Annotated in this window: 23 protein-coding genes, 1 pseudogene and 1 riboswitch; of the genes and pseudogenes, 6 read left to right on the top strand and 18 right to left on the bottom strand. The window is 45.2% G+C overall.

Translation table 11 applies throughout. The features are described 5' to 3' along the window. Window positions 1–15: 15 nt before the first annotated feature. Window positions 16–1,380: a 23S rRNA (uracil(1939)-C(5))-methyltransferase RlmD gene (gene rlmD / locus LCL96_RS16660; RefSeq protein ID WP_412103602.1), complete on the bottom strand. Its 1,365-nt coding sequence runs from the start codon at window positions 1,378–1,380 to the stop codon at window positions 16–18. A gap of 201 nt (window positions 1,381–1,581) precedes the next feature. Here rlmD and LCL96_RS16655 point away from each other — a divergent pair, with 201 nt between their 5' ends. Further along, window positions 1,582–2,196: a LysE family translocator gene (locus LCL96_RS16655; protein WP_224942890.1), complete on the top strand. Its 615-nt coding sequence runs from the start codon at window positions 1,582–1,584 to the stop codon at window positions 2,194–2,196. Between the two features lie 108 nt (window positions 2,197–2,304). On the opposite strand, the gene LCL96_RS16650 is transcribed toward LCL96_RS16655, so the two are convergent. The 8 genes from LCL96_RS16650 to LCL96_RS16615 form a co-directional block, all read right to left on the bottom strand. Beyond that, a complete protein-coding gene (locus LCL96_RS16650) occupies window positions 2,305–3,471 on the bottom strand; it encodes an N-acetylmuramoyl-L-alanine amidase family protein (RefSeq protein ID WP_224942888.1) in 1,167 nt (388 codons plus the stop codon). Between the two features lie 233 nt (window positions 3,472–3,704). Further along, a complete protein-coding gene (locus LCL96_RS16645) occupies window positions 3,705–4,670 on the bottom strand; it encodes a histidinol phosphate phosphatase domain-containing protein (RefSeq protein WP_224942886.1) in 966 nt (321 codons plus the stop codon). 13 nt (window positions 4,671–4,683) lie between these two features. After that, on the bottom strand, window positions 4,684–5,463 hold the full coding sequence (locus LCL96_RS16640) for a DeoR/GlpR family DNA-binding transcription regulator (RefSeq protein WP_224942884.1): 780 nt from the start codon (window positions 5,461–5,463) through the stop codon (window positions 4,684–4,686). Beyond that, a complete protein-coding gene (locus tag LCL96_RS16635) occupies window positions 5,460–6,464 on the bottom strand; it encodes an ABC transporter ATP-binding protein (RefSeq protein ID WP_224942883.1) in 1,005 nt (334 codons plus the stop codon). The genes LCL96_RS16640 and LCL96_RS16635 overlap by 4 nt, the downstream gene beginning before the upstream one ends. 1 nt (window position 6,465) lies before the next feature. Continuing rightward, window positions 6,466–7,245: an ABC transporter permease gene (locus tag LCL96_RS16630; RefSeq protein ID WP_224942880.1), complete on the bottom strand. Its 780-nt coding sequence runs from the start codon at window positions 7,243–7,245 to the stop codon at window positions 6,466–6,468. Beyond that, a complete protein-coding gene (locus LCL96_RS16625) occupies window positions 7,242–8,087 on the bottom strand; it encodes an ABC transporter permease (RefSeq protein WP_224942878.1) in 846 nt (281 codons plus the stop codon). The genes LCL96_RS16630 and LCL96_RS16625 overlap by 4 nt, the downstream gene beginning before the upstream one ends. Before the next feature lie 82 nt (window positions 8,088–8,169). Next, window positions 8,170–8,994, bottom strand: a complete 825-nt coding sequence (locus LCL96_RS16620; RefSeq protein WP_224942876.1) for an alkaline phosphatase family protein — start codon at window positions 8,992–8,994, stop codon at window positions 8,170–8,172. Then, window positions 8,984–10,069, bottom strand: a complete 1,086-nt coding sequence (locus tag LCL96_RS16615) for an ABC transporter substrate-binding protein (protein WP_224942873.1) — start codon at window positions 10,067–10,069, stop codon at window positions 8,984–8,986. Before LCL96_RS16615 ends, LCL96_RS16620 begins: the two co-directional genes overlap by 11 nt. A 489-nt stretch (window positions 10,070–10,558) precedes the next feature. Here LCL96_RS16615 and LCL96_RS23505 point away from each other — a divergent pair. Both LCL96_RS23505 and LCL96_RS23725 read left to right on the top strand, forming a co-directional pair. Beyond that, window positions 10,559–11,761 (top strand): annotated as a pseudogene (locus tag LCL96_RS23505) (Ig domain protein group 2 domain protein); the annotation flags it as partial. Beyond that, window positions 11,747–12,670 (top strand): lamin tail domain-containing protein, encoded by a 924-nt coding sequence (locus LCL96_RS23725; RefSeq protein WP_412103601.1) that lies wholly within the window; start codon window positions 11,747–11,749, stop codon window positions 12,668–12,670. The pseudogene LCL96_RS23505 and the gene LCL96_RS23725, both read left to right, overlap by 15 nt. A gap of 108 nt (window positions 12,671–12,778) precedes the next feature. Here LCL96_RS23725 and htpX read toward each other — a convergent pair whose 3' ends face one another. Beyond that, complete coding sequence (gene htpX, locus LCL96_RS16605; RefSeq protein WP_224942867.1) at window positions 12,779–13,660, bottom strand: protease HtpX; 882 nt, start codon at window positions 13,658–13,660, stop codon at window positions 12,779–12,781. 158 nt (window positions 13,661–13,818) lie between these two features. Here htpX and LCL96_RS16600 point away from each other — a divergent pair, with 158 nt between their 5' ends. Further along, a complete protein-coding gene (locus LCL96_RS16600; RefSeq protein ID WP_224942864.1) occupies window positions 13,819–14,526 on the top strand; it encodes a DUF1836 domain-containing protein in 708 nt (235 codons plus the stop codon). Between the two features lie 48 nt (window positions 14,527–14,574). Here LCL96_RS16600 and LCL96_RS16595 read toward each other — a convergent pair whose 3' ends face one another. Beyond that, complete coding sequence (locus LCL96_RS16595) at window positions 14,575–16,572, bottom strand: YhgE/Pip domain-containing protein (RefSeq protein ID WP_224942856.1); 1,998 nt, start codon at window positions 16,570–16,572, stop codon at window positions 14,575–14,577. A gap of 117 nt (window positions 16,573–16,689) precedes the next feature. Here LCL96_RS16595 and LCL96_RS16590 point away from each other — a divergent pair, with 117 nt between their 5' ends. After that, the gene (locus tag LCL96_RS16590) at window positions 16,690–17,592 is read left to right on the top strand and encodes a LysR family transcriptional regulator (RefSeq protein ID WP_224942853.1); all 903 of its coding nucleotides are present in this window, start codon (window positions 16,690–16,692) and stop codon (window positions 17,590–17,592) included. A 59-nt stretch (window positions 17,593–17,651) separates the two neighbouring features. On the opposite strand, the gene LCL96_RS16585 is transcribed toward LCL96_RS16590, so the two are convergent. The 4 genes from LCL96_RS16585 to LCL96_RS16570 form a co-directional block, all read right to left on the bottom strand. Further along, window positions 17,652–18,143, bottom strand: a complete 492-nt coding sequence (locus tag LCL96_RS16585; RefSeq protein ID WP_224942851.1) for a GyrI-like domain-containing protein — start codon at window positions 18,141–18,143, stop codon at window positions 17,652–17,654. Between the two features lie 66 nt (window positions 18,144–18,209). Continuing rightward, the gene (locus LCL96_RS16580; RefSeq protein WP_224942843.1) at window positions 18,210–18,470 is read right to left on the bottom strand and encodes a hypothetical protein; all 261 of its coding nucleotides are present in this window, start codon (window positions 18,468–18,470) and stop codon (window positions 18,210–18,212) included. A gap of 164 nt (window positions 18,471–18,634) precedes the next feature. Further along, entirely contained in the window at window positions 18,635–18,943 is a 309-nt protein-coding gene (locus tag LCL96_RS16575) for a DMT family transporter (protein ID WP_224942840.1), read from the bottom strand. After that, window positions 18,944–19,282, bottom strand: coding sequence for a DMT family transporter (locus tag LCL96_RS16570; protein ID WP_224942838.1), 339 nt, complete (start codon window positions 19,280–19,282; stop codon window positions 18,944–18,946). Window positions 19,283–19,314: 32 nt separating this feature from the next. Here LCL96_RS16570 and LCL96_RS16565 point away from each other — a divergent pair, with 32 nt between their 5' ends. After that, window positions 19,315–20,151, top strand: a complete 837-nt coding sequence (locus LCL96_RS16565; protein ID WP_224942837.1) for a LysR family transcriptional regulator — start codon at window positions 19,315–19,317, stop codon at window positions 20,149–20,151. Between the two features lie 120 nt (window positions 20,152–20,271). On the opposite strand, the gene LCL96_RS16560 is transcribed toward LCL96_RS16565, so the two are convergent. The 3 genes from LCL96_RS16560 to lysA all read right to left on the bottom strand — a co-directional run bounded on the left by LCL96_RS16560 (window position 20,272) and on the right by lysA (window position 23,549). Beyond that, window positions 20,272–21,288 (bottom strand): ABC transporter permease subunit, encoded by a 1,017-nt coding sequence (locus LCL96_RS16560; protein WP_224942836.1) that lies wholly within the window; start codon window positions 21,286–21,288, stop codon window positions 20,272–20,274. After that, entirely contained in the window at window positions 21,285–22,154 is an 870-nt protein-coding gene (locus tag LCL96_RS16555; protein ID WP_224942835.1) for a peptide transporter, read from the bottom strand. The genes LCL96_RS16560 and LCL96_RS16555 overlap by 4 nt, the downstream gene beginning before the upstream one ends. A 108-nt stretch (window positions 22,155–22,262) precedes the next feature. Then, complete coding sequence (lysA, locus tag LCL96_RS16550) at window positions 22,263–23,549, bottom strand: diaminopimelate decarboxylase (protein ID WP_224942833.1); 1,287 nt, start codon at window positions 23,547–23,549, stop codon at window positions 22,263–22,265. Between the two features lie 113 nt (window positions 23,550–23,662). Next, a riboswitch (Lysine riboswitch) is annotated at window positions 23,663–23,839 on the bottom strand. Window positions 23,840–24,113: the final 274 nt, after the last annotated feature.

Below are 24,113 nucleotides of genomic sequence, written 5' to 3'. Positions count from 1 at the left end.
ACGTTTTCAGCCCTTTTATGAATTCAATGTCAGTGTTGCGACACATTCTACGTGCACGGTATGCGGGAATAAATCAACTGGTTGAACGGCATCGAGTGTGTAGCCGAATGGCTCTAGTTCCTTGATGTCCGTTGCGAACGTATCAGGATTACAAGAAACATACACGATGCGCTCTGGTTTTGCACGTCCGATCCGTCTCATCACTTTACCACCGGCACCAGAACGCGGCGGATCCAGCATCAACAGCTGCGGATGACCGAAGCTCTCGAGCATCTGATCGATTCCTTTACGTGCATCCTTCGCCAGGAACGTCGTGTTGGAAATTCCATTATCACTGGCGTTCCTCTTCGCCGATTCAATGGAGCTTTCGACAATTTCGATACCTGCTAATGTCCCTACTCTGCTTGCAAATGGAAGGGAGAACGTCCCCACTCCGCAGAAGAGATCGATCATCTTTTCCGTTTCCTTCGGCTGTCCCATTTCAATCGCCAGGTCCACAAGCTTCTGTGCCTGAGTCGGATTCGTCTGGAAGAACGTATCGAACCAAAGGCGGAAACGATAACCGTCCATTTCATCATAAATGAAATCACGACCGGCCAACAGATGGATTTCCTCTGCCTGGGTACGGTCTGCCCACGCCGTATTTTCAAGCCATAATAAACTCTTCACATGCGGAAATTTCTCATTGACACGTCTCATTAAATCGTCAACGGCTTCTGAGTGGGCATCAGGTGCCTCCGTAGCGAAAACGGCAAGCATCAATTCACCTGTCGCAAATGATTGGCGTACCATCAAATGGCGCAACAACCCTTCATGCTTATCCTTATCATACCCCTGCAAAGCATGATCCTTCGCCCAGTCGGCAACTTCCATGGTCGCTTCGACCATTTCTTCACTCGCGATCAGACACGTTTCAAGAGAAATGATTTTACGGAAATTCCCCTGTTCATGCAAACCAAGGGCGCCCTCTGGTGAGAAGGTAAACTCCATTTTATTGCGGTAACGCCACGGGTTGTCCATTCCCATCGTGTCTCGTACAAGAGCGGGATCATAGCCCTGTTCTTTTAGCGCTTTTTTCACATGATCGGTTTTATGCTTCAGCTGACCTTCGTAATCCCAATGCTGCCAAACACATCCTCCGCAGCGTTCAAAATGCGGACAAGGCGGGGCGATACGTTCGGGATTCGTTTCCAGGATTTCATCTGCCATAGCCTTCCGTCTTCTGCGGTCAGGCTGGTCGACGGTCACTTTCACCTTTTCACCCAGAAGGGTCTGAGGGATCGTGAGTCTCAACTTCTTTGGATTTCCAAGTTCATTCTCACGCCAAATCACAGCCTGTCCAGACCCTTTTGAATCTAGTTCTTCTATAGTAGCAACCATCGTTTCTGGTTTGATATTCGACAATTTCTGCGTCCTCCTTCAAAATGCTCTCTAACTCTATACTTTATTAAAAATGAATAGGGAATGCAACAAGGACATGGGAAGCGGTAGTGAATTCGAATCTTATAAAATTTCATTAAATGACAACATTTGATCGGAAAATAGATTATGATAGAAAATAACAGAAGGAGCGTGAATGCAATGCTAACCTTTATCCTCATCGTACTCATGATGTTCCTGATCCCTGGACCGGCCGTTTTCATTACTGTCTCACAAACAATGAAAGGCGGAAAGAAAAGCGGACTGCTTACGGCCCTCGGGATTGCGGTTGGCGATTTCATTCATACAATCGCAGCGGTAGTAGGACTTTCTGCCATTCTAATGACCTCAGCACTTGCCTTTGAAATAGTGAAATATGTTGGGGCCGCGTATTTGATTTTTCTTGGTGTGAAGGCGTTCATTCAAAAAACAGAAAAAGAAGATAAGCCTGTAGTACAACAAGGGAAGGACCTCTCCTTTCGCCAGGCATTGGTCATCGAACTGCTCAATCCCAAGACAGCCTTATTTTTCCTAGCCTTTTTACCGCAGTTCGTACAAAATGATGGCCTTCCAGTCAACGTACAGCTTCTCATGTTGGGGCTAACCTTTGTCCTGATGAGCATCTTGTATACCTCTACCCTTGTATTCCTGTCCACGGCGTTAGGGGGGGCTTTCTTCCTTAAGAGCAAACCCAAAACGAATTGGCTGGGGAAAGGGATCGGTATCGTGTATATCAGTCTTGGACTGAGACTTGCCTTCCAAACACGTGTAGCATAGGGAAAGACCGCTGCCACCAAAAAAAGCCTTGATCCATTCAAGAATATGGATCAAGGCTTTTTTGCATTTAATGAAATCAGGACAATGAACCTGTCCCTCCGTCCCACATTAATAAGCTTTGTAACGGCCAAATTCACCTGTGACATAGGCTCTTTTTCCGTTGTAGATGACTTCCCAGTAGCCTGAGCTGCTGTTTTTCCCTTTCACGGACCCCGTGACTGGGATGTTCCTTCCTTTTCTGATGGTGCCGAGGTTTTTGGATGTCAATCGATCAGGGCGATCCTGAATGATGGCGGCATTTGCTACTCCTATGATGGTGAGTTCCCCGATGGCAATCGGTCCACCCGTTGCAGGCGGCGATGCTGTTCCTCCAGATGATTGACTACTCCCTTCCACTTTCACAAATAGAGGAGAGGCCGTTACGTAATACACATATCCCCTGGAGTTCTTGACCTCATACATGTCGGCTCCCTCGACTTTCAAATTCCTCACGATCGTCGGAAACCCATATCCGAACTTCAATGTCCCTGCACGATACCTATCATCGAATGTCGGACAACTATAAAAATCAAGCCCCTCTGCACCTTTGTAGATGCTCTCGACCCGCTTGCCGGCAACAGGATCATTGCTTGTCCCACCTGTATCAGGCGGTGTTCCCACTGGTCCTCCGTTTCCTGCAGCCGCATACGGAACTCCGAAGAAATCACAAATCCCCAGTGCCTGCTCCCTTGCTGTCTCACGTTGAAAATCCTCATTGAACGTGAGAAGTGCTTCCCTCTCATTATCCATAAAGCCATTCTCCACAAGCACGGCCGGTCCATTGAACTCTCTTGTCATATGAAGGTTCTGCTCAATGATTCCACGGTATACTTGCTTTGTTCCCTGTTTCAAGTACGTCGCAATATGTTCCGCGAGTCTCCTGTCCTCTGCATCATTGAAATATATATGAAGAGAATGCCCTTCAGCATCCTTTCCTGGACCATCAAACTTTCCATCGAAGGCGTTATAATGATTGGATATCAATGCATCTGCCCCCATGGAATTCGCTGCATCCGTCCGTGACTTCAGCGGAGTATCTGCATCCGTCGGAGCCGTCAACAGCGTCCGGAATCCACACCTCTCCAATTCAAGCTTCAAAAAGTAGGTCACTCTCTCATTAAACTCATTCTCCTGGATCTGCCTCCCAATCGATGGGATATAAGGCGTCCGTTTTCCGGCTGTCCCAAGACCGTGACCATCATCCAATGCGATTAAAAAACCACTTGCTTTTACCATATTTTGCATCCTCCTTTTACTAGTAAAATATTCATAGAGTAGATAATTGGTCACGGCTGAGAATTAATAGAGCTATATATTAAAAGAAAAAGCCTGCCACACCGTTATTGAAAACGGAAGGCAGGCACTTAGAAAGATTTTCTTACAAATAGATTTAAGAGTATGAGTAGAATGCATTCAGATAACAGACAGTCGCCCGTTCTTTTCACTAGATGCTCCAGAGGTTTATCACGTTAAAAAGTCGCCACTTCAGAAATCCCATGGCTCCTTAATCGCTCCGTATTTTCCTCCACATATAATCCAATATCATCCGGATAGTGAGAATCCGATGAAGTAGTGAACCGCACTCCAGCGTCGGCCAGCACCTTCAAGAAACGTGGGCTCGGGCACATTTCCTTGATCGGATAGCGATAAAATAAACCAGCGTTCACTTCCGTCGCTGTATTCGTTTCCACTAATGCACGTGCGATCTTCTGGTAATGGGGCAAAAGGTTTTCTTCATCAGGTCTGAAGTTGAAGACTTTTAGATTATCGAGGTGGGCAACAAAGTCGAATAATTCACTGCGGATGGCCTCTTCGACGATGTGAAAGAAACGCCCGTACAGTTCCTGTAGATCATATTCATGAAATCGCTCCATTGCTTCAGGGTTATCAAATCCCCATCCATCCACAAAGTGAACCGAACCAATCACATAATCCCAGTTATGGTTGGATAATAGCTCTTTCAGCCGGTCACGTGAACCCGGAAAATAGTCGGCCTCTACCCCAAGCTTGAGCTGAATGCCATGATCTGACCATTTGGACTTCTGTCTTTCGATGAAATCGACAAAGTCGTCCATTCTTTCTGTCATCACCTGCTCCAACCACCGATACTGTTTTCTTCCCAAGTCACTTTCGCTGATATCCATATAGTTTTCGAAGTAGGCCCTCGTTTCAGTGAATCGATATAAATGATCGACAATACCGACCTCTTTTAGGTTCCTTTCTTTCGCTTTCTGCAAGTACAGGTCCAGCCATTTGGATGAATAGGGCCCTGCTTCCAATCTTTCACTCAGAAGATGATAACTCTCAAGTATCCAATTGCGATGGTGGACCCCTTCGTTTACAGGATGGAAATGCTGTAAGGCGCGGCTTGTTCGTTCAAGCCATCGGAATGAGTATGGACCTTCTTCTAGATGTACGTGATAATCGACAGGCATTCAGGTTTCCTCCTTATGGCGAAATCCATTTTTTAAATGTATGTTTATTATTCTTTTGCCACTCTCTTGGCATCGGGGTATCGCATACCACATAGTCAAGTTCGTTCATTGAACCTATCCGGCAAAAGGAGGTCTGATTCAATTTAGAGGAGTCGACAAGTAGATAGATCTCCCTTCCCTGTTTCATGACGGTTTCAGAAATCAGTGATTCCTCGAGATCATAATCAAAAATATCGGTTATGGTGACGCCTCCACAAGACAGAAACACTTTGTCAAACTGAAAATGACGCAGCATTTGGAGGGTCATTGCACCCGAAACCGATTTTTGCTCAGGATTACTCATTCCTCCAAGCATCACAAGCTTCCCATCAAAGATCTTTGCTTCAAGGCTCTTATTGATGATTTCAGCTGCAGCCAGGGAATTGGTGACAATCGTCAGACGCTGAAGACCTGCCAAGGCATAAGCGAGTTGATAGGTGGTAGTCCCGACATCAAGCATGATCGTGTCGCCGTCCTGAATATAGCGGGAGGCGAGTTTTCCGATTGTCCGTTTTTCTTCAAGCTGAACATTCATCTTTTGTCGGAATAACGGTTCTTGTACGATTGGCTCGTATTTCACCGCACCACCATGGATGCGGGTAAGACGATTTTCTTTTTCAAGAAACGCCAGATCCTTCCGAATGGTTTCAGGTGTCACATTCATTTTTTCTGCTAATTGTGTGACGTATATTTTTTCATCCTCATGGAGGATTTCTTCAATTAATTTGTGACGATCGGATGCAAATGCACTCATGTTAGTGGTATCACATCCTCTTTTGAAATATATAAGTTGACTTCACTATCACGGTGTAATTCGGCTGCCCTCTGTTGAAGTAAATCGGCAGAAAAGGTCACAGAGTTCGACTCCAGTGTATAGCGAACGATGCTCCCTAATACAGCTACGTCTTTCACCACGGCTTTTACGGCAAAGGATTGTCCTGAATCCATTCTCTGAAACGCTTCAGGCCGGATAGCATACAGCTTGCTGCCAAGAAGTTCCACCGGCCCCAGCAAGGCATCGAGTTCACTTGCCTCTAGGACATTGTAATGACCGATGAACCGTGCGGCAAATTCGGTCGTCGGATTCATATAAATATCATAAGGATGTCCACTTTGAACCATTTCACCTTTGTTGAGTAGCACGATTCGATCACTTACCACCATGGCTTCTTCCTGGTCATGTGTCACAAGGATCATCGTGATCCCGAGCCTTTGCTGAATGGATCGTAACAGCTTTTGAAGATTCTTTCGGATTTGTGCATCAAGGGCACTAAGCGGTTCATCCAACAGAAGGACTTTCGGCTCCACCACGACACTTCTTGCCAGAGCCACCCTTTGTTGCTGACCACCGGATAATTCATGTGGAAAGGCCTTTTCCTTTCCAGTCAGTCCTACCAGTTCAATGATACTCATAACCTTCTCATGTATTTCGTCCTTCTCCATTTTTTTCATTTTCAATCCGAAAGCGACATTGTCATACACATTCATATTGGGAAACAAGGCATACGATTGAAACACCATCCCCACTCCTCTATCCTTTGGGGGAACATTGGTCACATCTCTACCATCGATGAGAATGGAGCCCTCTTCCGGAGAGACAAGACCTGCAATCATCCTGAGGAGCGTGCTTTTCCCGCAGCCGCTAGGACCTAGAAACGTCACAAGTTCTCCTTTCTCGATTTCCAAATTCATATGTTGAATGACCGTCTGGCCTTCGAAGGATTTTTGGATTTGATTCAATTTGATAAAGCTCATGTTAGAACGACTCCTTTTTACGCTGGGCAAATTTCACAACCAAGCTTGATAGGATGCTGATGAATACGAAATAACACACGACGATGGCACTGGAGAAGTGACCACTCTTTTTTAGTTGTTGATACAAGTAAATTTGTACTGTTTCATAGCTTCCACCGATCAATAAATTCGCCAGGACGAATTCCCCGAACAGAATCGAGAATGAAAGGAGGGCTGACACCAGTATGCCCGTCATGATATTGGGTACGATGATTTTCCTGAAGGCCGATATCTTGGAAGCCCCCAGTAGTTCTGCCGATTCCATCAGGGATACGGCATGAATGTTTCTGAGACTATTACGGGTTCCCTGATACATATAGGGCATGATCCCGATGAAATACGCACCAATTGTCACCAGTACCATCGGGACTCCCGCTTTCGAATACGCTCTTAACAACCCGACTGCCATAATGACTCCCGGCATGGCATAGGTAAGGAGCACAATCGCCTGCAGTCCTTTTTCCAAACGAGGTGCATAGACCACAATGGCAAATATCGCAGGAACCATGAAGAGGGCTGAAAGAACCGTGGCCCCTCCTGAAAGCACAAGGGAACGCAGGACGGCTGAAGTAAACGCACCATCACTGAATAACTCCGTATACCACTTGAACGTGATTCCTTCAGGCAGAACCGTTTGATTCCATTTAGTCGAAACCGAATATAAAAACGTCGCTAAAAGTGGAATGATGAGATAAGCAAACACAATGACCAAGGGAACGAACGATAACCGACTTTTCTTCATCCGACATCCCTCCTTACCTTTCTTGTGAGCCATTCATTGATCAGCATCGCGACAATCAGCGTAACGCCCAATAACACGGCAAGTGCACTTCCAAGCTCCGGCTGGGCAAAGATATCACCTGATATCAAGGCTCCAATCCTGATGGTAGCCAGATTATACGTACTTCCTGTCAGGGCATAGGCAGAGGCATAGGCCCCCATTGAATTCGCAAACAGTATACTCGCCGTACCTGCCACACTCGGCAGAAGGATCGGAATCCCGATCCGCTTCCAGAACGTAAGCGGTGATGCTCCGAGAAGGTAGGCAGATTCCCTCCACTGCTCCTTGATGCCATGAAATGCCGGAAACATGAGCATGACAGCCAGAGGCAGTTGAAAATAAATATAAATCAGAATAAGGCCAGTCCAGGAATACAGATTAAAATGATTCAGCAAAGCGACATCCAGTTTTTCTGCTAAAATCGTGAACACGCCACTATTTCCCAATAAGACGATAAAAGCGAAGGACAACGGGATCCCTGCGAAATTAGATGTCAAATTCGCCAGCACCAGAATCCGGTCCCGTGTCTTTTTGTGAAAGAACGTAATGGCATATGCGGCAAAAAGCGCCAGGATAATCGCCACGACAGTAGACGAAATCGAAATGATGATACTATTCTCGAATGATTTATAATAATAGGGATTTGTAAAAATCTCCAAATAGTTCCCCAGGGACAACGATGCTTCCCCACCTTTTGTGAAGCTTGCATGAATCATTGAAAATAACGGAACAAGTAAGAATAATAGAATAAAGACCATTAAAGGAACCATCGTAAGAATAATACCGGATGTCCTCTTTTTCATGAGTATTCACTCCTTTTACACCATTGACCTTGAGATCAAGGTGGAGGGCATATCCCATCCACCCTGATTAGGACTGCATAACCTATTTTAGGTCTGGAATCGTTAACTCCTGCATGGCTGGTGACGGTTGAATGTTTAATAGTTTACAAACGAATGGTGCGATTTGAAGCTGCGGGATTTCCTGTTCATAGATTCCCGCTTCTAGTTTCGAACTGATGACGAATAAAGGGACTTCCCGGTCTTCCTTCGTCGTCCCTCCATGCTGACCATCCTTGTTCATTCCATGATCGGCAGAAATGATGATCTGATAACCTTCTTCTATCCAGTCCGGTAGAATTGAAGCAAGCATAACGTCCACAGCGATCACACGATTTCTGTAACCGGCAGAGTCTGCCGTATATTTGTGTCCATCATCATCTACATTCATGCTGTGAATATAGAGGAAATCAGGATCTTTCGTCGTTTTCATATAGTTGGCATCGGCAAAAAGATGCGTGTCGGGATAGTGATCCTCCCAGTAGAACATCCCGTTCTGAATCGGGCCATTCCCGTCAAGCTTGATGCGGTCCGTCATCGGATTGAAAGGTGCAGAATGATAGAGTTCACTCACCCAATGATAGCTTGCCGTTGCATTCTTCAATCCATTTTTACTCGTCAAGTGAAAGATGCTCTCTTCCTTTGAGCCTCGTACAATCTGATTGGACGTGATTCCGTTTTGGTAGGGAGGAGTTCCCGTCAACAAGACTTCGTACAGGGGCCGGGACATGCTCGGCACCTCTGAAATCACCTTGAATCGTGAAGCCTGTCCCTTTTCCACCAAGTGATGCAAATACCCCATGTTATCCACGGCTGTATCAAAGCGTAGTCCATCGATCATGATGAAAATCAGCTTGTCGTTAGTTGACATGGACTAACACTTCCTCTTGCCATTTTTGTGGAAGGGATTTTGTTGCCTCTTCCCATGCTTTTGCATCCTCGACCGGTCTTGCGTTCTTATACATGCTATCTGGCAGAAGCTTTGCTTTCGCATCTTCCGGAAGTTTCACATCTTCACGGATCGGTCTTGCATATCCACGGGCAAGATTTGCCTGTCCCTCATCCGATAAGATGTATTCACGTGTCAGCATCGCTGCGTGTGGATCCTTGGCATTTTTATTGATGACATTCGCATACCCTGACACAACCGATGAATCCGATGGAATGATCACTTCAAAGCGATCTTTATCAATTTGATCACGGTAGTTCAGTGCATTGAAATCCCATACGATCGCGACATCTGTCTCCCCTTTTTCAAGAGCTGTCAGGGAAGGGTCCGTCGTCTGCAGGCGATCCTGTTTGGCGAGATTCTGGAAGAACTCGATTCCCGGTTCAATGTTCTTCTCGTCCCCTCCGTTGGCAAAGGCTGCTGCGAGCACTGCAAATTGTGCCTGATTGGCCTTCATTACGTCACCTACATCTACTTTATAATCACCATTCAGCAGGTCGCTCCATGAAGTAGGTGGATTTTTCACATTATTTTTGTCAGTAATGAAAGCAAGTGTCCCCGTATAACCAACCACCCAGTCTCCGTTGTCATCCTTCGCCCAATCAGGGATTTCATCCCAGTGCGATGGTTTATATGGAAGCGTCAGTTCCTTCTCTTCTGCAAGAGGTCCGAATGCCACACCGACATCCCCAACATCGGCATCTCCGTTTTCAAACTTCGCAAGTTCCTCGGCACTCGACATGTCTGTATCTGTATGCTTGATGTCATATTTCTCTGTGATATCCTTCCAAGTCTGTCCCCAGTTTGCCCATGAATCAGGCATTCCGACAGAGTTCACTTCCCCTTCTTCTTTTGCTTTCTTCTCTATTTGATTCAATGATAAGTTACTAGTATCGATCTTGCTTCCTTCTGCGTTATCGTTCCCAGAACAGCCCGCCATAAGGAAAGCGGAAGTCACTCCTACCGTTACTACCTTCAACAATGAGTTCTTCTTCATGGATGTCTCCTCCTAGTTTTGAATCATTTTTGTTTTCTTTTGTTTCACACACTCATCTTAGGAAACCAAAGTAAATATAAGATTAACCAAACGTTAAACTATTCTGAAATAATGTTAAGAAAGTGTTAAGAGGATGATTGAAGCCGCCGAAAAGGGATTATATGGGAATCTTCAGTGAAGAATGAAAGGATTTTAGTTATTTAGAACCAATTTTACGTATTGTAAAGGATATGTAAATGCGAAGGATTGATAAGGAAAAGTCCTTATCCTTACTATGTTTACTCTATAAAATCTGTTCACAGGTTTAGAGATACCTTCACATAACAGGAGCATCGGAGGAAGATTTCCACTACCTGAGAACTATCTATTTCTAGTAAATGTATGAAATATTTCAATAGAAAGCGAAACATTACAACTTTTTTTCACACTCTATTAATGAAATGTTGGTAAAGTTTAGAAGAATCTAAAAGATTAGGAGATGTTGTAAAAATGAACCAAAGAAAAACAAAGCTTTTCTCTGTGGCAAGTGTATTAATCCTTGGAGCGTCCTCAGTACTCGCATCACCATTCATTTCTGCAGAAGCAGAAGGTCCGTCCGATCCTGCTCCCGTCATCATGCCGATCGGGGCCGAAACGGGAAAGAAGATCCTATTTGATAATACGCACGGCCAGACGTCTGGAGCGGCTGATTGGGTCATTGATGGCGGATTCTCTGATTTCGCGAACGCTATTGCCGGCGAAGGCCATTATGTGAAAGAATTACGCAAAAATACTCCCATCACGTTAGAAGATTTAAGTACATATGATGCATTCGTCATCGGTGAAGCCAATATCCCATACAAAGCTTCTGAACAGGCGGCCATGCTCCAATATGTTCAAAACGGTGGAAGTATCTTCTTCATTGCGGATCATTACAACGCAGACCGGAACAAGAATCGCTTTGATGCTTCCGAAATCTTCAATGGTTATAGAAGAGGAGCGTGGGCTGATCCGGCTAAGGGGATGACTACTGAAGAGGCTTCTTCTGATGCCATGCAAAATGTGAATAGCTCTGATTGGTTGTCCTCCAATTTTGGTGTGCGCTTTCGCTACAATGCAATCGGAAACGTAACCGCCAATGATATTGTCTCACCTTCACAAGCATTTGGGATTACAAACGGCGTCTCAACCGTTGCCATGCATGCAGGGTCCACGCTTGCCGTCACGGATCCGTCTAAGGCAAAAGGAATCGTTTACCTGCCTCAAACATCAGCCAAATGGTCATATGCAGTCGATCAGGGAATTTACAATGGCGGTGGACGTGCAGAAGGCCCGTTTGTAGCCGTATCAAAAGTGGGGCTTGGGAAAGCGGCCTTTATCGGAGACTCTTCTCCAGTTGAAGATTCCACTCCCAAATACGTAAGGGAAGAAACGGGACAGGCGAAGACGACGTATGATGGTTTTACGGAACAAAACGATTCCACACTACTTGTGAATTTGATCAACTGGCTTTCAAATCAGGAAAACTATACAGACCTGACCCAAGTGAGTGGACTTCAATTGGATCAACCAACATCCCTATTATCCATGGAAGATCCTGCGTCTTCTACAGAACCCCAAGCAGAACCTTGGGCTTCACCGGACCCCGGGTACAAATGGTATGATCCTTCTACATTCAAAGCTGGATCTTACGGCTATATCGGCGGCTCAACAGGTGGAGGTGGTACAACATCTGAAGAAAATGTTTTCCTAAGTGAATATGTTGAAGGATCCGGTTACAACAAGGCTCTGGAAATTTTCAACGGCTCCACATCTGCCATTGACTTATCTGAGTATTCTCTGGAACTGTCGAATCTCTCAGGCTCCATTCCTTTGTCGGGCACTCTTGCTAGCGGAGATGTATTTGTCATTGCAAATCCAAGTGCAGACGCATCGATCCTGGCTGTTGCGGATATGCAGAATTCTTCAATCTCGTTCAACGGAGATGACGCTGTCACGTTAAAACATAACACTGCTTCCATCGATCAAATCGGTACTGCCGGTGTGAATTACGGAAAGGATATCACCCTCGTTCGGGACTCATCGGTAACAAAAGGTTCAGCTACCTATTCATCAAGTCAATGGAGTTCGTATCCGACTGACACCTTTACAAACTTAGGAAGCCATGCTGGATCCGTATCCGCTGCACCCCTGGTAAGTGAAGATTTCGAATCAGGATCCAAAGGAAGCTATACGACCGGAGATGTTACGACAACAAATGGTACTTGGACGTTCACAAATGCCCTTTTAGGGAACTTATCGAATGATAAAAAAGTGGGGACTCAATCGGCAAGAATCAAAGCAACCGGATCCATCACCATGAACTTTGATGCTTCTTCTGCCAAGTCGGTCACCTTTTCTCACGCCGATTTCGGAAATGACACCGGTGCTCAGTGGAAGTTGCAGAAATCCACGAATCAAGGTGCCTCATGGTCGGATGTAACAGTGTCTGCCACAAGTGGCAGTACTCTTACTGAAGCAACGATCACGGTAAATTCAAGCTCACCTGTCCGTTTCCGCATAAACGTAACAGGAACGAGCGGAGCAAGATTGAACATTGATGACTTTAAGATTAATCAGTAAACCGTTTTGATCAACTCAACTTCCGAACAACTGGATCTCTTCGGGAGTTGAGTTTTTTTATACAAAAAAGTGCCTGTACCCTCTTAATAGGGTCAGGCACTTTTACAATTATTTTGCTTGCAAACGGCTGATCCGCTCATCCAAATCCGGGTGAGTCGAAAACATCGCCGATTTACGTCTTCCATTGATTTTCAATGTGGAAATGGCGGTGTCATCTTCACCCTTCATGCGGCTCGAGTAGGCTTTCAGCATTTGAAGGGCATGCACCATTTTGTCTTTACCTGCAAGGTCCGCTCCACCTCTGTCCGCGTGGTATTCACGATGACGAGAATAAGCGAAGACGACCAAACTTCCCAAGATCGAGAAGACGATCTGGAAAACAATCACGGCAATGAAATGCACGATTGGTGCCATTTCTTCCCTTGCAAAACGCGACGCAATCCATGCGGCGATACGTGCCAGGAAGACAACGAATGTGTTGACCACACCTTGAAGTAAGGTCATCGTCACCATATCCCCGTTCGCTACGTGGGCCACTTCATGGGCGATGACGCCTTCCACTGCATCGTCATCCATTTCACGAAGCAATCCAGTCGAAACCGCAACCAGTGAGCGCTTCTTCGAAGGACCTGTTGCGAATGCATTGACTTCAGGAGAATGATAGATTCCCACTTCCGGCATATGTGTAAGTCCAGCCGCTCTTGAAAGACGATGAACTTTCTCCACAACCGCACGTTCCTCAGAAGAGAGGGCTCCATCCGGATTCAACACCTGGACCCCCATCATCCGCTTCGCCATCCAGCGTGACATCGCCAGAGAGATGAATGACCCGGAAAAACCGATAATGGCACTGAATACGAGTAGTGCACCTAAATCCAGCCCGCCTGAAACAGTGATGTAATTTCCCGCTCCTGTGACGGAAAAAATGATACTAATCGTCAGTAATACTAAAACGTTCGTTAACAGGAAGTAAAATATACGTTTCCCCATCTTGTTTCCTCACTCCTATTTCAAGTTCATATGAACCTGTATCTGAATATATTATAATTCCTTTCTCCGCGAAATACAAGCAAAAGGTGAAATTGACGAGTCCCTGACGAACCAGTAGTATAGAAGAAGATATTTGGAAAAGAGACGGGGTAATCACGATGGAAACGATTAAATTGACACGCAAACATATGGCCCACCTCCTGCGCTCACTGAACGGCACAAACAGCAGTACCCCACTCAAGGTGCTTCAGGTTGCATGGACGGATTTACATAAAGAGGATGAGCTGCCACCAATCATTCAAAAATTACTCAAACCTTCCAAAGGCGAAATTGGATTTTCCCTCAATGAAATCGTCTCCTTGGGAAACCTGATCGAATTCACCAACTTTCCACAAAGCACCGTCCAGAACTGGGTGAAGCGGGATGTCAGAGGATTAATCGGATCCCCACAGCTCGGCAAAAAATACACCATTGAACAGGCTGCCATGCTCTTCATCGTCGAAGACCTTAAAGCGACTCTTGATTTTGAATCGATCCGTAAAATCCTGACGCTTGTGTTCAATAATATTGAAGACCGTACGGATGACATCGTCAATCCAACAGATCTTTATCTTGCCTATGCATCAGTCTTTGACCAGATTCATCATCAATCCCTGCCCTCCATCAAAACGGCGGATGGTTCCGTCAACGAACATATTGATGGATTCATCAAGGAAGAGTGCCATGCGATGCTTTCGACCATTGACGGAATCATGGAGGAGAATCTCACCAAAGTCCTGAATGTGATGATCGTATCCGTATTGACGGTCCAGGCCGGATTTTATCAGGCTGTGACGAAGAAGTATGTGAAGGATGCCCTATCATAACAAAAAAAAGCCTGTTCTCCATCAATAAAGGGACAGGCTTTTCTATGTTTATTTCGCAGCTTCAACTGTTTTCGTATGCTGCATATGAGTAGTGAACCACGCAATCCCACCTGCAACGGCCAAGTAGGCAAACAGAATCCATAACTGGTGCGTCAGCTGAGTGAAGTCACCTAATGAAATGACCTCCTGAAAGCTGCTTAACGAGTGAGCCATCGGTAAGTTCTCCCCGATGACACGCAATATCGGTGTATTCAAGTCCCTAGGGAATGTCCCTCCGCAAGTCGCCAGCTGCAAGACGAGGAAGGTCACTGCCATGAATTTCCCTACGAATCCGAATACGGTGATCAGCATAAAGATAAAGGTCATAAACGTAAAGGAAACGATGACACTTGATAGAATGAACAATGGTATATCCACGACTTCTAGATGGAATCCAAACAGAAGGACACCGTCGACGATCAGCGCCTGGATGAATCCGATGGAAAACACTAATCCCAATTTATTGATGAAATGGGTCGTCCCGCTCACCAGAAGATTTTCGCGCCTGCCAAGGGGAAGAATATTCGCTGCCATGATTCCCCCGACATATAACGCCAGTGACAAGAAATATGGGGCAATCCCGGTTCCGTAGTTCGGAACCTTGGAAACATTGGACTTCACAAGGTGGACGGGATTCGAGAACATGGACGATACCTCATCCGTTGAGTGTACTGCTGAGGTTTTGTCTGCTGCTTCTGAGAGTTTTGTCGATAATTCTCCTGAGCCTTTTTCAAGTTCTGTGAGTCCGTCGTTTAAAGCGGTCACTCCTGGAGAAAGCTTATCACTTCCATTGTTTAAACGACCGATTCCGTCGGTCAGAGTTGAGAAACCTTTTCTCCAATCGGCAAAGCCTGAAGAGAGTGTTGACGAACCAGACGCTAATTCAGAAGCTCCATTGGATGCCTGGTTCAGTTTGTCAGTAAACTGTACGATCCCTGCATGTAGCTGGCTCTGTCCACCGGCGAGTTGTTCTGTTTGCTGATAGAGTTTTGATTGCTCGCCCTCAAGCTCCGATGTGGAAGCTGATAGCTTTTCAGAAAGTTGTTGAAGACGTGCGAATTCAGGGTCCGCTTTTGCCTCTGGATGTGATGCCTGATAGGCTTGAAGCTGACTCTCCAGCTTCTCTGCCGATGTATTTGCTTCCTTTTGTTGTTGGTGTAACTGACTTTCTGATACGGCAAGCTGTTTGGTTGAACTCGCCAGTTGTTCTGCGCCCTTATTCATTTTCTCTCCGGCTAGTGTAAGACCCTTCAAGCCTTGGGCTAATTGAGCTGAACTTGAATCGATTCGGTGGAGACCACTTTCAAGAGAGTCGGCACCATCTGACAGTTTTGCCCCTCCAGCTTGAAGGTTACGAGAACCTGCCACGAGTTCGTCGATTCCCGTTGCAAACTTCGTCATTCCTGACATTTCATCAGCAATTCCTTCATGCAACCGGCCCGCCCCATCACTGGCTTTCGTTAATCCCTTACCTAATTCCTCAAACTTGGAGAACACGCCATCCGCATACGATGTTGAAATCGCGTTAGACAGCTTAGTCTTCATTTTCTCGGTAGCGCTTGAACTGATTTGAGAGGCAACGAAGTTTTTACCAGGGTTGTCTTTATAGAGAAGCTCGGCAGGCTGAGGATGTTCATCCATTAACGTGCTGACCTTTTCCGAGAAGTCTTTCGGAATGGTTACGACCATATAGTACGTACCTTCTTTAAGGCCCTCTTCTGCTTTAGGTGAGGAAACGAATTGAAAATTCAGATCTCCTGAGTTTTTCAATTCCTGGACAAAGTCCTTCCCCGCCTGAATCGGTTCATCCCCCATCACGGCTCCCTCATCCTCATTGACGACGGCAACGGGTAATTGATCAAGCTTGCCATATGGGTTCCAATAGCCTGACAGGAATAACCCTGCATAGATTAATGGAACTAAAAGAAGGAAGCCCAAGGCGATTCTTCTGTGCTTATGGCTGACCATGGCTTTTAAATCTTGAAATAGTAATGTAAATCCTTTCATAACATACTCCTTTTATACTCATTTACATCCATTTATCATACGGGTATTAAATGATAATGTATAATACATAATAGGTTATACATATATAGCTTTCAGTCTATGAAAGGAAGTGATGGTGTGGAGCTTCAACAGCTGCACTACTTTCAAACCGTTGCCCGTTTAGAGCATATGACCAAGGCTGCAGAGGAACTGAGGATTGCTCAGCCTTCGCTCAGCAAGACGATTGCCCGGTTGGAAGAGGACCTTGGTGTGCCCTTATTCGAACGGCAACACCGCCAGATCAAACTGAACCGATTTGGAGAACTGTTTCTTAATCGGGTGGAACGCGTATTCATGGAAATCAACGAAGGGAAAAGAGAGATTCTGGAGGCAATGCACCTGGAGGAACATACCATTCGGATGGCCGTCACGATTCCAAGGGTGCTGCCTGATCTCGTTGGGTCTTTTTTGAAGGAAAACCCTCACGTCCGTTTTCAGCAATTTGTGCATTCCATGTCTGAAATGAAAGAGGAGTTAAAGAATGGGAAAGTGGATTACTGTATCTCCTCCATCCCATTGGATAATGATGAAGATATTGCATGGGAGCCGTTGATGACAGAAGAGATCTTCCTCATCGTCCCTCCCGGTCATCGGTTGGAAGACAAAGATGAAATTGACCTGATCGAGGTGAAAGATGAACCGTTCATTAGCATGAATACGGGATACGGACTACGGAATCTAACAGATGAGATTTGTTTACGTGCAGGATTTTCACCCGTGATCTCCTTCGAAGGAGACGAGCCCGGCGTCATCGGGGATCTCGTGAGGCAGGGCCTCGGCATCGCCTTCATCCCCGCCATCTCATGGATGAATCGCCGAACCCCCTTCCCCCACAAAATCCGGATCAAAAATCCAACCTGCCAGCGCACCATCGGCCTCGGCTGGTCCAAACGCAGACACTTCACCAAAACCGCCATGGACTTCCGCCCCTTCATGACCAACTACTTCAAGACGATTGGCATGAAACTGAACCAATTATAGAGGGACGGACCTTCATTTTGGCAAATGAAGGCCCGTCCCTATTGGTTTTCTTATCAAAATTATAGGTCCGTCCCTCTCTTGATGGGGATCCATACCTCTTCTACGGCGTTGGGGTCGGCTGGGTTGTAATGTTCGTCAAAGCGTTCGAAGTGTTCGCGGTCGTCGAGTTCATATCCTGAAGATGGCATCCATTTTGTGTGGATGTATTGAATGGTTTCGTGGAAACGGCTCGCTGGGCCTTGGTGAAGGAATTTGGCGTACAGTCCACCGTGTAGGGTGTAGGTTTCCATCCCTTCCCTCACACTGTCAAACAACTGCACTTCGACGGCTGCCCATTTCTGAAAAGGGGTGGATGGAATCAGGTTCTTCAGATCGAAACCTGGTTCAAATATCTTCATATTATATAGTTTTTCATCAACTCGATGAGGAATCGATTTCCGGTGGGGCATGAAGCTTTGCCAGAGTTCTTTCGTGAAATCCTCTGACAGGGACATGACTTTGGATTTTCCGATTAGTTTCTTAGGTTTCAGTGTTACAATTTCAGGTATCATGGGGCTGTTCCTCCTCTTTAACAAAGTAAGTTATGATCGTTTTTCTCGAATGCTCATACTCTTCTCTTAGGATTGCTTCTTTGGTTTCTTCCAGTAATATAAAAACACGTAACACATACCCAACAAGAGATATGTATTAAGAATGTAAAACATTTGATTGATGAAAGAGCTTCCTATCCCATCCGTCATGATTGAAAGGAATCCTGTCACTAATAGGTAGAAAACCACATAACTGATTACTCCTTTTACTCCTCTGCCTATCTTATTCTCAATCCATTTTGCAATCCAAACGGGCAGGGAGAAAACACTTTCTAGTTCATTTCTCATTTCATACTCCTTTATTGAATAGCCTGCAATCTCCTTAGTTCACCATGATAACCGAAATACTTATCATTTTGAACTACCCTTAAACTATACGGACCAATCCCCTAAAAAGTTTCAAGTACAACTATGCTGTTCCATTTCAGTACTCCTCTCGTCCAAGGATTTTACTAAAGCTTTAAAACGATTACCCCAACGATAATCAAACCAACAGATAGTACTTTTCCTTTACTGAACGATTCGCGAAAGAAAAGGATACCAATCAACGTGGTTGAAGCAATGGTCACGCCGGACCAAATCGCATAGGCAATGCTGACATCCATATATTGAACACTCAAGGTCAAGAAATACAAACAAATGCCATAAAGGAGGAATGAGCCTATACTTGGTAGCCTTTTCTGAAATCCTTTCGAAAATTTAACGGAAGTATTACCTGCCACAGCAAACACAAGACTAATCAAAAGGAATGCGGTACCCAATTACAACACCTCCTTCTTTTTATTAGGCAGGTTCAACCCAATGACGCCTGAAACGATACATACAAGTCCGAATAGTTTAAGGGCAGAAAGGGATTCTTGAAAGAGGATCATCCCCAAGGCCGATACTAGCACGGTCCCTCCTCCTGCCCATAAAGCATTGACAATTCCAATTTCATTCTCCTTCGTTAGCAAAATATAGCTGCCCAATGCTACACTATAGGAAAATATAACAATTATCGTAGGGAAAGCCTCAGTGAATCCGTCGGAGAGTTTCATGAATGAGGCTCCGACTACCTCGAGAATGATTGATAAACTTAGGAATGTATAATATTTCAGCATACATAAACCTCCTTGAAATGGACGTGATCACCATGAACCTGCAACGATTCGAATATTTTATGACGGTTGCCAGGGAGAAGAGCCTTTCAAAGGCCGCTCACTCCCTATTCGTGTCCCAACCTGCCTTAAGCAAACAAATTAAGAAGCTCGAAGATACGCTCGGCTTTTCCCTCTTCATCCGTTCGTCAAGCGGAATGACATTAACCCAAAAAGGCAAGGAACTCTATCGAGATCTGGATCCAATCCTCGGTCAGCTGAGCCGACTTATAGAGAAATACACCATGGACAACGTAATCCGCATGGGAAGTGACCCCATGCTTGCTTCTTATTTTTTTCCGGACTACATAGAAAGAATTGATACCTTTGAAATACACTTGACGATGATCCGGGATGACACGATCGACCTTCTTCCATTATTAGAGAGTGGAGACATTGATGCGGCCATCATTCAGGACCATCCTCATCAAAAGGGATGTTGCAGCTCCCACTTATTCAGTGATGAATTCTATGCTGCGGTCCCTGTCACCCACCCGCTTGCAGCATGTGAAACACTTGAGATTCAGGACTGTTTCCCGTACACACAATTACTGCCGGCTGCCTCGACACCGCTCAGTAATAAAATTAAGGCATTAATGACCCAACATGGTATCATTTCTTCTGATATTAAAGAACTACCTTATCATGCTCTCATCGGTTTCGTAGCACAGAACCAAGGAGTATCCTATCTCCCATCCATCATGGTCAAGAAGATGGATTACAAAGGAGTCGTGTTCATCCCACTACAAGGCACCCCCTTGAAAAGGGAAATGTATTTATTCACCCTGGATCAACGCACGCTTGAGGTCTTAAAGCAGGGCTTTCATATGTAAAGTGTAAAGGTCAATTCTTCTCCTGCCTATGACATAAAAGGAATGAATATATAACCAAAAGTTATACCATGACCAAAAAGCTGCCCCGGAACTAACTCCGGAGCAGCTTTTATACTACCATCAAGCTTTATGAACGAATTCAAATGGTTCCTTTCCTTCAAAGGAATTGACCTTTCCTTCATGAACTTCCTTATTTTCCCGTACCAACCTTTCCATCACACTTGTCGCCCCGATCAGCATCAGCTTCGCCGACAGGATCGTCAGTGTAAAGAACACAACAGGGATGAACGAAATCCACGGATAGGTGGTCCATAGATATTGCCACCACCCTCCAAGAAGACCTGACCATTCGTAAGAAAGTGACACTAGCACCGAGTTTTGAAAAATATCCTCATCAAGTACAGCACCACCAATAAAAATCTTCAATACCCCAAGATGCGCAATCAACAGCATGATAATCATAAATTCACGGATCGACACAAGAAGGATCTGTGGCAGGATAAATGGCCGGATATGGTTCATGATGTAATGGCGCTTCGTAGCCCCCAACACTTTGGAGCTGTCGATGAATTCCTCTTTCATGATCTTGTCATATTCATTCGAAAATAAAAGGGTCAGGCTCGGAATCGAGATGATAATGAGAATGGCCAGGTAAAACAACAACTTGTCCGAAAAATCATAGGGAAAATCTACAGGATTCAACAACTCTCCCTCCAACATCATCCAGTTCAATAGCAAGAACGATAGTAAAGTAGGAGGAAAATAATTGGCTGCATACACGATATGGTCGATGATTCTCCTAAACGGTTTGAAATAGAAATGAACCACCAGTCCAAGAATAACCGAAGGCAGTACCCTGAATAACATGATGACAAGAGCTGCCCCAATGGTATATTTCGCACCGACGATGATAAGAAGAAGGACATTCCGATTGAAATTATCCGTCCCAAGTGGTGGATACTCTGACGGGGAGTATGGAGGGCTCATGAAATCCCCCTCTTCATTTTTCAAAAGGTCCAGCTTCGGTACCTCATTCCCCCATCCTGCGTAATAAACAAGACTTGCAGCAAACATCCCAAACAGAAAAAGAAAGCCTGTTAAAAATGCCGGGTTTTTCATCAATTGCTTCAGCATCATATCACCACCCTCTGTCCCGTTTTTTTATCAATGATGACCCGGATCAGGATGAGCAACACGAATACAGGCAGATAAAACATGATCAAACTGAAACAAATCACATCCATTTGCGAGAAAGACAGGATAAAATGAGTGATGCCATAAATATTAAACAATCTCTCAAACACAATTAATGATGATAAGAGAAACAGAATGATCGATTTGGAGTGATTCAATAAGCTGAACGTGATATTCCTCAGGATATGGATAAAGAAAATAAAGTGCTTGGACATTCCCCTACTTTTGATCAGATCGACATAGGGTTTTCCATATTCATCGTTCACGAGTAGATAGGTAATTCTGAACAACATAATCGTCGGTAAGATGGACAGTGTCAGAATCGGTATCAGATACACCTTCTCCTGTGATCCGACGATGGGAAACAATAAAACCCCCGTTTCTTTCAGGAAAAAAATGACGTTGTATTGAATGACGATCAAAATGAAGATATCGGGTGTGGACTCCAAGAGGTTAGTGGCCCTGATGATAAACTTCGACCAACCGGTGGGCAGTAAATGTGTGAGGTACGCAAGGAGAATGCCCACGAAAACAGATAAGAGAAAGGCAGAGATAAAAATGGAAACAGAATAAAAATAAGGCTCCCAGAAGGAAGGGAACATTGGGTATGAGTTATTTGCTTCATTCGTGATGGTCATCGCATTTGAATGAAGAAGCGAGCTTGAAATATCTTTAAGGTTGGTTAGATATTGTTTTAAGCTGAGATTCACTCCTTCATTGAACAAACCGATGAGGCCTGTTAAGAGAATGATGCCAAACAGAACGAAGACAAACTTTAAAACCATGGAACCAATCGATTTGAGATACATTGATAGATCCTCCGAAAAGATAGAGACATGTTTTCTATAGATTACCATAATAAACCAAAAAATCCCATATAAAAAAGGTGGAACCTCTCGGGTTCCACCTTTCCTATCCTATCGATCATTTCGTACAAGATTCGCATATGTTTCCCGCTCAATCACAACCCGGGATTCCCCATCCTTCACAAACACGACAGCCGGACGTGGGATTCGGTTGTAATTACTCGCCATCGAATACCCATAAGCACCCGTACTGAAAACAGCCAGGATATCACCGTAATTCGTCGGAGGCAGCATCAGGTCCCAGATCAGCATGTCCCCGGACTCGCAGCATTTCCCAGCTATGCTCACAAGCTCCGTACATTCCTCATTAGGGCGGTTGGCAAGCACCGCATGATACTTAGCCTGATACAGAGCCGGACGAATATTGTCCGTCATCCCTCCATCGATTGCCACATATGTGCGCACGTCCGGAATGATTTTCTTGGAACCCACTTTGTACAACGTCGTACCTGCTTCCGCCACCATGCTTCGGCCCGGCTCCACCCATACTTCCGGGAGTGGATATTCATTTTTGGAAAAATAGGTTTTGACACTATCTGTAATGCCCTTTACATACGTCGGAATCGGCAGTGGACGGTCTCCTTCTGTATAACGGACCCCAAAGCCTCCTCCAATATTTAACACAGACATCTTCACATCGAACTCGATCCGTATCCGCTGCATGAAATCTGCGAGCACCATAATCGCCTGATCGAACCCTTCCTGCTCGAATATCTGGGAACCGATATGAGAGTGAAGGCCAAGCAAGTTGAAGTAAGGCTTCCGGATCGCGAGTTGAATCGCCGTACTTGCCTGTCCGTTCGAAATGCTGAATCCGAATTTCGAATCTTCCTGTCCTGTCGTGATGTATTCATGAGTATGGGCTTCCACTCCCGGTGTGACTCTGATCAGGATCTGAACCGGCTGCTCACGCTCCCTGGCCAGGTCGTGAAGCAATTCAAGCTCAAGGAAACTGTCGACAACAAAGCAGCCGATTTCAGCTTCAAGAGCCATAAGCAGTTCTTCTTCGGATTTGTTGTTCCCATGAAAATGGATACGCTCCGCCGGGAACCCCGCCTCTAGGGCCGTATATAATTCTCCCCCGGACACGACGTCAAGGGAGAGATTTTCCTGGGCTGCAAGTCGTACCATCTCTTTGCAAAGAAACGCTTTACTCGCATACGCCACCTGAAATTTAAGACCACTTTCAGTGAATGCATCCCGAAACAATTTTGCATTCCCACGGATCATGCCTTCATCATATACCATCAACGGCGTGCCGTATGTTTCGACCAACTCACCTGTACCCATTCCACCAATGGTTAAATCACCTTGAACATTTACATCAACTGTACTCATATCCCTAACTCCTTTTGACTCTCTAAAAAACACAAAAAAACCGTATGAAGCAGATGCTCATACGGTTATTCATCAAAGTTAACGGAAACATGATGAAGACTCTGTATTAACATCTCTTCAATAGTGCTCCACAACCTTTGCATTGTGACAGTCCAACATTTCTTCAATGCTGGCCCAACAAAAAATAGAATTGGCTATTTTCTGCTTCGGCGATCTGCCTTTCCCTACTTATCCCAGAATCCATTATTCTCAAAGAAGGTACTCTTCATACTCGCGCCTCTATTATCAGAGAGTGACTGTTTATTTGATTGGCATAACTATACCATTCTCTTGAAATGGTTGTCAATTGGTTTTAGCAGAAGAAGCTGGGACATAACTAAATCCATACACTCTAAATTCCAACAATGCTTATATATTTTCAGAACACCTGTTACACCGCTGTTGATTTCCGTGCAAGACTTCGCTTTCCTCGGGCGGAAGGCCAGCCTCCTCGTCGCTGCCGCTCCTGCGGGGTCTCACCTATTCCGCTTTTCCCGCAGGAGTCTTCGTCTTGCACTCCAATCA

Origin of the sequence: Rossellomorea aquimaris (assembly GCF_020172085.1) — a bacterium.
GTDB classification, from domain to species: Bacteria; Bacillota; Bacilli; order Bacillales; family Bacillaceae_B; genus Rossellomorea; species Rossellomorea aquimaris_E.
The sequence above is the reverse complement of the archived record's forward strand: the minus strand, read 5'-3'. Positions and strand labels throughout refer to the sequence as shown.

Bases quoted from the DNA above. Each gene is read 5' to 3' on its own strand.
- LCL96_RS16555 (WP_224942835.1), bottom strand. From the start codon at position 22,154: ATGTATCTCAAATCGATTGGTTCCATGGTTTTAAAGTTTGTCTTCGTT.
- LCL96_RS16585 (WP_224942851.1), bottom strand. From the start codon at position 18,143: ATGATACCTGAAATTGTAACACTGAAACCTAAGAAACTAATCGGAAAA.
- LCL96_RS16635 (WP_224942883.1), bottom strand. From the start codon at position 6,464: ATGAGCTTTATCAAATTGAATCAAATCCAAAAATCCTTCGAAGGCCAG.
- LCL96_RS16625 (WP_224942878.1), bottom strand. From the start codon at position 8,087: ATGAAAAAGAGGACATCCGGTATTATTCTTACGATGGTTCCTTTAATG.
- LCL96_RS16580 (WP_224942843.1), bottom strand. From the start codon at position 18,470: ATGAGAAATGAACTAGAAAGTGTTTTCTCCCTGCCCGTTTGGATTGCA.
- LCL96_RS16600 (WP_224942864.1), top strand. From the start codon at position 13,819: ATGGAAACGATTAAATTGACACGCAAACATATGGCCCACCTCCTGCGC.
- LCL96_RS16655 (WP_224942890.1), top strand. From the start codon at position 1,582: ATGCTAACCTTTATCCTCATCGTACTCATGATGTTCCTGATCCCTGGA.
- htpX (WP_224942867.1), bottom strand. From the start codon at position 13,660: ATGGGGAAACGTATATTTTACTTCCTGTTAACGAACGTTTTAGTATTA.
- LCL96_RS16595 (WP_224942856.1), bottom strand. From the start codon at position 16,572: ATGAAAGGATTTACATTACTATTTCAAGATTTAAAAGCCATGGTCAGC.
- rlmD (WP_412103602.1), bottom strand. From the start codon at position 1,380: ATGGTTGCTACTATAGAAGAACTAGATTCAAAAGGGTCTGGACAGGCT.
- LCL96_RS16620 (WP_224942876.1), bottom strand. From the start codon at position 8,994: ATGTCAACTAACGACAAGCTGATTTTCATCATGATCGATGGACTACGC.
- lysA (WP_224942833.1), bottom strand. From the start codon at position 23,549: ATGAGTACAGTTGATGTAAATGTTCAAGGTGATTTAACCATTGGTGGA.
- LCL96_RS16640 (WP_224942884.1), bottom strand. From the start codon at position 5,463: ATGAGTGCATTTGCATCCGATCGTCACAAATTAATTGAAGAAATCCTC.
- LCL96_RS16570 (WP_224942838.1), bottom strand. From the start codon at position 19,282: ATGCTGAAATATTATACATTCCTAAGTTTATCAATCATTCTCGAGGTA.
- LCL96_RS16560 (WP_224942836.1), bottom strand. From the start codon at position 21,288: ATGATGCTGAAGCAATTGATGAAAAACCCGGCATTTTTAACAGGCTTT.
- LCL96_RS16650 (WP_224942888.1), bottom strand. From the start codon at position 3,471: ATGGTAAAAGCAAGTGGTTTTTTAATCGCATTGGATGATGGTCACGGT.
- LCL96_RS16615 (WP_224942873.1), bottom strand. From the start codon at position 10,069: ATGAAGAAGAACTCATTGTTGAAGGTAGTAACGGTAGGAGTGACTTCC.
- LCL96_RS16630 (WP_224942880.1), bottom strand. From the start codon at position 7,245: ATGAAGAAAAGTCGGTTATCGTTCGTTCCCTTGGTCATTGTGTTTGCT.
- LCL96_RS16565 (WP_224942837.1), top strand. From the start codon at position 19,315: ATGAACCTGCAACGATTCGAATATTTTATGACGGTTGCCAGGGAGAAG.
- LCL96_RS16645 (WP_224942886.1), bottom strand. From the start codon at position 4,670: ATGCCTGTCGATTATCACGTACATCTAGAAGAAGGTCCATACTCATTC.